Annotated in this window: 9 protein-coding genes; 4 read left to right on the top strand and 5 right to left on the bottom strand. The window is 59.9% G+C overall.

The annotated features are described in order from the left end of the window. The first annotated feature begins 287 nt into the window (after positions 1–287). From ACIGDJ_RS13150 to ACIGDJ_RS13140, 3 genes are all read left to right on the top strand, one after another. Entirely contained in the window at positions 288–1256 is a 969-nt protein-coding gene (locus tag ACIGDJ_RS13150; RefSeq protein ID WP_397479915.1) for a polyprenyl synthetase family protein, read from the top strand. A gap of 159 nt (positions 1257–1415) precedes the next feature. Next, a complete protein-coding gene (locus ACIGDJ_RS13145) occupies positions 1416–1757 on the top strand; it encodes a zinc ribbon domain-containing protein YjdM (protein WP_016773119.1) in 342 nt (113 codons plus the stop codon). Between the two features lie 205 nt (positions 1758–1962). Next, positions 1963–2220, top strand: coding sequence for a hypothetical protein (locus tag ACIGDJ_RS13140; RefSeq protein ID WP_016773118.1), 258 nt, complete (start codon positions 1963–1965; stop codon positions 2218–2220). 143 nt (positions 2221–2363) lie between these two features. Here the strand turns inward: ACIGDJ_RS13140 and ACIGDJ_RS13135 are convergent, their stop codons facing one another. The 3 genes from ACIGDJ_RS13135 to ACIGDJ_RS13125 form a co-directional block, all read right to left on the bottom strand. Continuing rightward, positions 2364–2981 (bottom strand): FKBP-type peptidyl-prolyl cis-trans isomerase, encoded by a 618-nt coding sequence (locus ACIGDJ_RS13135; RefSeq protein WP_016773117.1) that lies wholly within the window; start codon positions 2979–2981, stop codon positions 2364–2366. A gap of 120 nt (positions 2982–3101) precedes the next feature. Then, positions 3102–3407, bottom strand: a complete 306-nt coding sequence (locus ACIGDJ_RS13130; protein WP_101157563.1) for a DUF6482 family protein — start codon at positions 3405–3407, stop codon at positions 3102–3104. A 129-nt stretch (positions 3408–3536) separates the two neighbouring features. After that, positions 3537–4025 carry a TIGR00645 family protein gene (locus tag ACIGDJ_RS13125; protein WP_090286455.1) on the bottom strand — a complete coding sequence of 163 codons (489 nt, stop codon included), beginning with the start codon at positions 4023–4025 and terminating at the stop codon, positions 3537–3539. A gap of 160 nt (positions 4026–4185) precedes the next feature. On the opposite strand from ACIGDJ_RS13125, the gene ACIGDJ_RS13120 reads away from it, so the two are divergent. Then, entirely contained in the window at positions 4186–6015 is a 1830-nt protein-coding gene (locus ACIGDJ_RS13120) for a hypothetical protein (RefSeq protein ID WP_397479916.1), read from the top strand. On the opposite strand, the gene ACIGDJ_RS13115 is transcribed toward ACIGDJ_RS13120, so the two are convergent. Both ACIGDJ_RS13115 and ACIGDJ_RS13110 read right to left on the bottom strand, forming a co-directional pair. Then, positions 6012–6332 carry a hypothetical protein gene (locus ACIGDJ_RS13115; protein WP_016773114.1) on the bottom strand — a complete coding sequence of 107 codons (321 nt, stop codon included), beginning with the start codon at positions 6330–6332 and terminating at the stop codon, positions 6012–6014. The genes ACIGDJ_RS13120 and ACIGDJ_RS13115 overlap by 4 nt on opposite strands. 327 nt (positions 6333–6659) lie before the next feature. Further along, positions 6660–9098: a Lon protease family protein gene (locus tag ACIGDJ_RS13110; RefSeq protein ID WP_101157559.1), complete on the bottom strand. Its 2439-nt coding sequence runs from the start codon at positions 9096–9098 to the stop codon at positions 6660–6662. Positions 9099–9250: the final 152 nt, after the last annotated feature.

Below are 9250 nucleotides of genomic sequence, written 5' to 3'. Positions count from 1 at the left end.
CCCCCCCCGCGCCCCCCCCCCCCCCGCCCCCGCGGCCGGCGCACCCGCGAGCTCGCCCCGACCCCGGCACACCCAGCTCTTTATAAGAAGAGGTATTGGCTGGCATGGCTGCATGGGGCTGGAACGGCCCAAGTGCAATTGCGTAAGGCAGGTGCTGCCCAGGAAGTTCAGGGTGCGCGATTGTACGCAAGCAATCTGCGTCGCGCAAGTGGCCGTCCATCGCGCCTTGACAGGTCTGGACGGGGGTCCTAGCATGCCGCGCAACCCTTCTGGAGCGACTCTCGCTGATGCAACCCCAAGCTTTCTACCGCGCGGTGGCGGACGATTTTAGCGCCGTCGACGGCATCATCAAGAAGCAGCTGACGTCTCGAGTGCCGCTGGTATCGAAAATCGGCGATTACATCACCTCGGCTGGCGGCAAGCGTCTGCGTCCTTTATTAGTGTTGCTGTGTGGCAAGGCCCTGGGTCGCGAAGGCGATGACATGCGTCTGCTGGCCGCCACCATCGAATTCCTGCACACCGCGACCTTGCTGCATGACGACGTGGTCGACATGTCCGGCATGCGCCGTGGTCGTTCGACCGCCAACGCCATGTGGGGCAACGCTCCGAGCGTGCTGGTCGGCGACTTCCTGTACTCGCGCTCGTTCGAAATGATGGTCGAACTGGGCTCGATGCCGGTGATGAAGATTTTGTCTCAGGCCACTCGCATCATTGCTGAAGGCGAAGTATTGCAGTTGTCCAAGGTGCGTGACGCCAGCACCAGCGAAGAAACCTACATGGAAGTCATCCGCGGCAAGACCGCGATGCTCTTCGAAGCCTCGACCCACAGCGCTGCGGCCCTGGCCGGCGCGACCGCCGAGCAGAGCGAAGCCCTGCGCACCTTCGGCGATCACCTGGGTGTGGCCTTCCAACTGGTCGATGACCTGCTGGATTACAAGGGCGACGCGCAAACCCTGGGCAAGAACGTCGGGGACGATCTGGCCGAAGGCAAACCGACCCTGCCGCTGATCTACACCATGCGCGAAGGTACGGCCGAGCAGGCGGCACTGGTGCGTCAGGCGATCCAGAAAGGCGGGATCGAAGACCTGGAAAGCATCCGCATCGCCGTGGAGGCGTCCGGTTCGCTGGAGTACACCGCGCAGCTGGCTCGCGACTACGTGGCCCGCGCGATCAAGTGCCTCGAGGCGCTGCCGGCCAGCGAATACCGCTATGCGCTGGTTGAACTGAGCGAGTTCGCCGTCGCCCGCACACACTGATATTGCTGAAACAAGATCAAAAGATCGCAGCCTTCGGCAGCTCCTACACATCAACGTAGGAGCTGCCGAAGGCTGCGATCTTTTGCTTTTGACTGCCCCAAAAGCTAAAACCCTATACAATGTGCGCCCTTTAGCCCTCCTGATACCCAAGGAACCTTAGTGAGCACGTTGCCACCCTGCCCGAAATGCAATTCCGAATACACCTATGAAGACGGCACCCAACTGGTCTGCCCCGAGTGTGCCCACGAGTGGTCTGCCAGCGGCGAAGCCGAAGTGGCGGCCGATGATGCCGTGAAGAAAGATTCGGTCGGCAACGTCCTGCAGGACGGCGACACCATCACCGTGATCAAGGATCTCAAGGTCAAGGGCACGTCGCTGGTGGTCAAGGTCGGCACCAAGGTCAAGAACATCCGCCTGTGCGATGGCGACCACGACATCGACTGCAAGATCGATGGCATCGGCCCGATGAAGCTCAAATCCGAGTTCGTCAGAAAAGTCTGAACATTGCGTCATCCATCCCGCGCCAGCCGTGGGATGGAGCTTCACCCTCCCCGCCTCACCTCGGTTAAGTCACTCGATAGCCAAGCGCCAGTCGTTTTGACCTGACACAACCTTTACCCGGAAAAATCCTCTATCCGCCAATAGGCACTTGCTATTTGATGAATAAGAATTATTCTCATTGAAACCCTTCAAGGAGATGAGACTCATGACTTATTTGATCGATGCGTGGCTGGACCGCCCACACCCCTACCTCAGAATCCTCCATCGGGAGACTGGCGAAGTCTGTGCGGTGCTTGAGGAAGAAGCCTTGCATGAGCTGCAGGATCAAGGTGATCTGGATGTCAGCAGTCTCAATTCCAGCGAACCGCTGGTTCTCAAGGAACTGGTGCGCAATCTGTTCCTGTTCTGCTATGCCCGGGCGTTGCGCCCGACCAATGAGTTGCACAACAAGATCGAAATATGAAAATGCAACAGGTCGCAGCGAGCCCTGTGGGAGCGGGCTTGCTCGCGAAGAGGCCGTAACATTCAACATCATCGTTGAATAACACACCGTCTTCGCGAGCGAGCCCGCTCCCACATGACCGAGCCCGCTCCAACCATCAAGCCTTACAGAACGTCCAGCAGCTCGACGTCGAACACCAGAACGCTGTGCGGCGGGATGCTGCCAACGCCTTGTGCGCCGTAAGCCAGCTCGCTCGGCACGTACAGGCGCCATTTGCTGCCGGCATTCATCAGTTGCAAGGCTTCGGTCCAGCCAGCGATCACGCCGCCGACCGGGAATTCTGCAGGCTGGCCGCGCTCGTAGGAGCTGTCGAACACAGTGCCGTCGATCAGCGTGCCGTGATAGTGCGTACGCACCTGGTCTTCACGGGTCGGCTTGGCGCCGTCGCCTTGTGTCAGCACTTCGAATTGCAGGCCGGAAGCCAGAGTGGTGATGCCGTCACGCTTGGCGTTTTCCGCGAGGAAAGCCAGGCCTTCGCCAGCCGCGGCTTCAGCCTTGGCAGCCGCTTCGGCTTGCATGATTTCGCGGATAACCTTGAAGCTGGCGGACATTTCTTCCTGGCCAACACGGCTCGGTTTGCCGGCGAAAGCATCGGTCAGACCGGCCAGGATCGCGTCCAGGCTGACACCCGGTGGCGGGTTGTCGCGCAGCTGGTCGCCGAGTTGACGGCCGATACCGTAGCTGACGCGGGTTTCGTCGGTGGACAGATTTACTTCGGACATGACACTGCTCCGCTGTGCGGACGGTTACAGGACTTGCCGTGCGTGCACAGCGCGTCCCGGCGCGCCCGGAACCAAAAGGGCGAGCAGACTAGCACAGATACCCCGTACTTGGGGCCGGGCCTACAGGGCCGAACGCCAGGCGAGCGGCACTTTCAGGCTTTCATCGAGGCCACCGACCAGACCACACATTTCATCGTGAACCGAGGTGTGCACAAGGTTGAACGGCAGAACCGGAAAGGCATGCAGCAGATCCCGCGCGTGCTCCACTGAGCGCAGCGTCAGCATATTGCCCTTGAGATCGCTCAACGGATACGCCGTCCCATGCATCCTCGCTTCCAGCAGGTAAATGCCCCCTTCCATCGAGATCAGGTTCAGTTCATCGACCTTCCTGGCAACAGCAAACGCGTTCAACTCTTGCAGGTTCATGGAAGCACCTCACACCGTGGCGAATCGCACCGTTACAGGGATAGGCCGGTGCGCTTGAAAGCACAAGGCAGAAACGAAACCGCCCGTCTGTTTCGCAACAGACGGGCGGCTTTTTGCCTGATCGGGTGATCAGTGCTTGGTGACCTTGTCGAGGTAACCCATGGCGAACGCCGAGATCACGAAGGTCATGTGAATGATCACGTACCACATCAGATGCTCGGGATCGACGTTCTTGGCGTCCATGAAAATGCGCAGCAAATGGATCGAGGAGATCGCCACGATCGACGCCGCGACTTTCATCTTCAGCGACGAAGAGTCCATGGTGCCGAGCCAGCTGAGCTTTTCCTTGCCTTCGTCGATGTCCAGCTGGGAGACGAAGTTCTCGTAGCCGGAAATCATCACCATCACCAGCAGACCGCCCACCAGCGCCATGTCGATCAGCGACAGCAGCACCAGAATCAGTTCCGACTCGGCCATGGCGAAGACGTTGGGCAGGATATGCACGATTTCCTGGAAGAACTTCAATGCCAGCGCCAGTAGACCGAGGGACAGGCCGATGTAAATCGGAGCCAGCAGCCAGCGCGTGGCGTACATTGCGTTTTCGATAAAGCGTTCCATTGACTCTCACACCAGGGGCTGGAAATGGCGGCGAGTATAACAGCCCGCTGTGACAGCCAGAAACCGCCGAAAAATCCGCCACCTGCGCGTGTGTGACAAAGCTTTTCTGCTAGTGTCCAAAGCATTGACAGCCCTATAACAGTGGACGGGACGCGTGGAAATGGATGTGCGATCAGCCTTGACGACTGCTGGAATCTGCCTCGCCTTGCTCATCGGCGGTTGCTCGCCCAGCGATGAAAAACACGTCGCCAACCTCGACGAAAAAACCGCCACATTCGAACAGTCACTGGATGCGGTCAGCGATCCGAAGCTAAAGGACGCCATTACCGAACTCGGCGGTTCGCTGCTGTTGCTCGAACGGGCCCGACTCAAGCTCGACGACATCAACCCACACACCGAATACGGCGCCGACGCCCTCGCCGTGCTCAAGCACTACCCTGACCCGCAGGCGCTGGTCGATACGTTCATTAATGGCCTGTTCGTGCTGCACAAGGATGCCAGCTCGGATTACCTGACCGATCTGCAACCGGTATTCCCGTTCAACCTGAACATTCCCGGCGGTTTTCTGTTTCCGCACGGCATCGAGTGGCATTCGGTCACGCTGAGCAACAAACGGGTAATCGCCTGGCAGCCAGAGTGGTCGGAAACCGATCCAGGCATTCAGCTCAGCCCGTCCAGCTCCAACGTGACCAACCCCGACGACCTGACCGTGACCTACCCGTTCATCGACGGCCTCAACGTCGACAAAAAAAGCCTGCCACAACCGGTCAGCCTGCAAGGCCAGGTCGAAGTCATCGCACCGCGTCGCCTGTACAGTTTCGACCTGACGCAAAAAGACGTCGGCCAGACCCGCAGCAACGACAATCTGAGCGTCAAACTGCTCAAGCTGGAAAAGAATTACGCCGAGGTTGAAGTCAGCAACAGCCTGCCGTTGGCCGCAGAAGTCGCCGAAACCCGGATCAATCCGCTGATCGTCCAGGCCCGCGACGCCAGCGGCCAATACCTGGTGCGCGCCGGTTCGATCAACGAAAGCCCGGAGCAGGTCGCGTTCTATCAGCAACAACTGGCGCAGCTACAGAAGCAAACGAGCTGGAGCGATTCGCTGGAGAAACAGCTCAGCGACGACCAGCAGGCCTTCGAGAAAGGCCATCCGCGCCGCTACAACAAGGTCTACTTTCACGGCCCGATCGAAACGCTGGAAGTCAGCGTACTGGACTTTTCCTCAGCGACGATCACACGCAAAAAGCTCGACCTGCCGGTCCGCACCTTCAATCTGCACACCACGGCCAAAGCCGTGCAGCCGCTGGATCTTCCGGTGGTGGTGTATGACGATCTCGCCGCCAGCTGGCTCAAAGGCGCGGAGCTGACCGAAGAACAACTGAAGGCCGGCGTGCGCATTCACCAATCGGTGGAAGAGCCCAGCGCGGCGCGTATCGAGTTTTCCCACCGCCGCACGTTCAATGACGAATTGCTTGGCGACGAACTCAACCCCGGCGTCAGCCCAGTGACCTTCTTCACGGAAAAGCGCGGCGGCAAACTCGACGAGCCGATCGAACTGCCGCCCGAGGCTTATCAGGTCGATGCGCTGCAAGCGACGATCACTTATGACCTGAACCTGTTCCCGGAAAACCCGGCGATCGCCGTGGGCTCGATGCCGTTGTTCCTGGCCACGGTGGCCAGGCAAACCTACGACGCGCCGTCATTGCCCAAAGGCCTGGCGATCAAGGACAACACGCTGGTGGTCGACCTGAAAACCTTCCCGGCCAACGAATGGCGTTTCTTCGTCAAGGACGACAGTGGCAATTACCTCAAGCAGATTCTCTCGGTCAGCCACGACGCCCGCACAGAAGGCCCGGCACTGCTTGGCGTGCATTACTTTTACGGTCGCCCGACTCGCGTGGAAACCTATCAGCGTACCGACCTCGCCACCGTGCAATACGGCTTTGAGGTCAAACTCGAAAAGGCGCCGGTGGACGAGACGGCACCTTAACCGTTGAGGCTGCGCCCACGGCCGCCGTTGATCTGCCGCAACTGAGCCTGCAGGTGCAGGCTCCAGATCTGCGGATCATCGGCCAGTTCATAACCGTGCAAGGTCAGACTCTCAACAATGGTGTCGAGAATCGACTCGGCCGCCACCGGGCCGTGGAACGGGCCCTGGGCTTTTATCGCGGAAGGTTGTTCGCCGGCCATGCCGGCCGCGAAGAGCAGCGTCCACATGCCGTTATCGCCGGCCAGCGGCTTGACGGCGCATTCGATCCGGGTCACCAGACCCAGGCATTGACGGGTGAGACAGAGGTTGCGCGACATGGCGGCGACCCTCGGTAAAGCCGGTATTCAGCCCCCACGGGGGGACTGGCTCGATCCAGTGATACTGTCGATATCCTTGACCTGAGAATAGAAGAAAAGTGTCCCGCACAAGCCAAAAGGGACCAGAAGGCGCCGAATGGTCATTGTATGAAGTTTGACGCCAGAGTAGTGGCACATTTGCCGAAGATGCCCACAAAAACCAATTTGCGAACATAACTGTGGGAGGGGGCTTGCTCCCGAATTCGGTGTATCAGCCAACACATCTGTCGACTGAAACACCGAACCCGGGAGCAAGCCCCCTCCCACCGGGGTTAAGTGTGAATCAGGTCAGGCGGGTTTGGCTTCAGCCAAAGCCTCCTGCGCCAGTTCCTTCTCGGCCTCCTTCAGATCCTCCTCGCTGATCATCTCGGCAATGTCGCGCAGGCGCTCGACCACTCGGGCATTGATGCTGCCTTCGGGGAATTCGCCATCGGCGTTCGGCTCCCCGGCCGGCTCGCCCACCAACAGGCTCAACGCCTCGTCGGCCTGACGCACCGCATAGACGTGGAACTGCCCGGCACGCACTGCGGCCAGGACTTTCTCATCGAGCATCAGCGTGGCGACGTTGGCCTGGGGAATGATCGCGCCCTGCTCGCCGGTCAGACCACGTGCTTCACAGAGCCGGAAGAAGCCTTCGATCTTCTCGTTGACCCCGCCGACCGCCTGCACTTCGCCAAACTGGTTGATCGAACCGGTGATTGCAAAACATTGCTTGAGCGGGGTTTTCGACAGCGCCGAAATCAGCGTGCACGCCTCGCCCAGCGACGCACTGTCGCCGTCGACGTAACCGTACGACTGCTCGAGCGCAATGCTCGCCGAGATCGCCAGCGGGAATTCCTGCGCATAACGGCTGCCCAGATACCCGGTGAGGATCATCACGCCTTTGGAGTGGATCGGCTGGCCAAGATTGACTTCACGCTCGATGTCGACGATGCCGCTGCCGCCCGGATAGACCGTGGCGGAAATTCGCGCTGGCACGCCGAACGCCGAATCGCCGACCTCCAGCACCGTCAGCCCGTTGCACTTGCCGACTGCTGCACCATCGGTATCGATGAGAATGATTCCGGCGAGCATGTCGTCGAGAATCCGCGCCGACACTCGCCCCGTGCGGGTGGCCTTGGCTTTCAGGGCGCGTTCGATATGGCCGGCGTCGGTCATTTCATCGCCGGCCAGATGACGAATGAAATCGGCCTCACTGACCAATTGGAACAGATCGCCAATGCGCGCCGACAAGCGCCCCTGATGCTCGGCCAGCCGTGCGCTGTAGGTCGCCAGACGTGCCACCGCGTCGGCGGTGAGCGGCGCCATGCCTTCTTCCGAAGTGCGGGTTTTCAACAGTTGGGCGAATTGTTCCAGGCTTTCGTCGACCATCGGGATGTCTTCGTCGAAGTCGACCAGAACGCGAAACATCTCCTGGAAGTCCGGATCAAGATCCTGCAGCGTGTAATACAACTGCCGTGCACCGATGATGATCACTTTGACCTGCAACGGAATGTGCTGCGGGTTCAAGGTCACAGTGGCGAACCGGCCCATCTCGCCCAGTGGGGATTCCATTTTCAGTTTGCGCGATTGCAGGGCGCGTTTCAGCGCATCCCACACGAACGGCTCGCTGAGCATTTTTTCCGCTTCGAGTATCAGGAAGCCGCCATTGGCGCGGTGCAGTGCACCCGGACGCAACTGCCGGTAAGTGGTGTAGAGCGCGCCTTGATCGGTGGTGTACTCGATACGGCCGAACAGGTTTTCATAAGTCGGATGCGGCTCGAACACCACCGGCGCACCGCCGCTGGCCGGATGACCGACCACCAGGCTCGGCGCGTATTGCTCCTCAAGCAACTTGCGCGCGACGGCGTCAGTCTTGCTGTCATCGACCAGTTGCTCGACCACGGTTTTCAGCAGGTAGACCTGCATCGCCTGCAGATAACCACAGACGGCGGCATTTTCTGCGTACTTCTCCGACAGCGGTGCCAACAACGGCTGCAACGCCAGCGTGATGGTTTCTTCGTTGAGCTGGCGCAGTTGATTGTTCGATTCGCGCTTCCACTGCGGCAGGCTGGCAAGTTCTTCGTTCAGGCGCTCTTCGAGTCCGGAAATATCATCGTGAAAACGCTCGCGCTCGGCTTCCGGCAACTGAGCGAATTCGGCTTCGTCCAGCGCCTTGCCGTCAAGCATCGGGGTGAACGCGATGTTACTGCTGTCGCGGTACAGGGCGACGTCCTTTTCCAGGGCCAGGCGCTCGATGATGTCCAGCGCCTTGTCGTAGCGCTGGTTGAAGGCCCGGTCGATGGCGCTTTTTTTCTGCTGGTAGGACGGATGTTCGAAGACTGCCGGGAAGGTCGCCAGCAGGTTGTCGATCAAGCCGTTGATGTCGCCGATGAACGAGGCCGCCGTGCCCGATGGCAGCTCCAGTGCGCGCGGTTCACGCGGCTCATCGAAGTTGTTGACGTAGACCCAGTCCGCAGGGGTCTGCAGGCGCTTGCCTTCGGCCTTCAGGTAGCGTTTGACGAACGAGAAACGGCCAGTGCCGGGCTCGCCCATGACGAATACGTTGTAACCGGGGCGTGGCATCGCCACACCGAACTGCAAGGCTTCGACCGCGCGTTCCTGGCCGAGCACACCGCGAAAGGGCTCCAGATCATTGGTGGTAGTGAAGCTGAACTGTTCAGCGGAAAACGGACGAGTCAGCGCTTCGGGCGCAAGACGCAGGCTGGCAGCAACAGGATCAGGCATCGGGCTTCCTTAACAATCAGGCGGGGCAGGTAGCGGCATTCTGGCGCTGCCCGTGCCCCACTGGCAAGGCGCGCCACATGACAAAGCATAGACAAGCGCGCGGCCGACCGACGCGTTCCGGCAAATGGGGGTTTTATTCCAAATATTTTGCA

Source organism: Pseudomonas sp. NPDC079367 (assembly GCF_044542195.1).
Lineage (GTDB): Bacteria > Pseudomonadota > Gammaproteobacteria > Pseudomonadales > Pseudomonadaceae > Aquipseudomonas.
The sequence above is the reverse complement of the archived record's forward strand: the minus strand, read 5'-3'. Positions and strand labels throughout refer to the sequence as shown.

Bases quoted from the DNA above. Each gene is read 5' to 3' on its own strand.
- ACIGDJ_RS13150 (WP_397479915.1), top strand. From the start codon at position 288: ATGCAACCCCAAGCTTTCTACCGCGCGGTGGCGGACGATTTTAGCGCC.
- ACIGDJ_RS13140 (WP_016773118.1), top strand. From the start codon at position 1,963: ATGACTTATTTGATCGATGCGTGGCTGGACCGCCCACACCCCTACCTC.
- ACIGDJ_RS13135 (WP_016773117.1), bottom strand. From the start codon at position 2,981: ATGTCCGAAGTAAATCTGTCCACCGACGAAACCCGCGTCAGCTACGGT.
- ACIGDJ_RS13130 (WP_101157563.1), bottom strand. From the start codon at position 3,407: ATGAACCTGCAAGAGTTGAACGCGTTTGCTGTTGCCAGGAAGGTCGAT.
- ACIGDJ_RS13125 (WP_090286455.1), bottom strand. From the start codon at position 4,025: ATGGAACGCTTTATCGAAAACGCAATGTACGCCACGCGCTGGCTGCTG.
- ACIGDJ_RS13120 (WP_397479916.1), top strand. From the start codon at position 4,186: ATGGATGTGCGATCAGCCTTGACGACTGCTGGAATCTGCCTCGCCTTG.
- ACIGDJ_RS13115 (WP_016773114.1), bottom strand. From the start codon at position 6,332: ATGTCGCGCAACCTCTGTCTCACCCGTCAATGCCTGGGTCTGGTGACC.
- ACIGDJ_RS13110 (WP_101157559.1), bottom strand. From the start codon at position 9,098: ATGCCTGATCCTGTTGCTGCCAGCCTGCGTCTTGCGCCCGAAGCGCTG.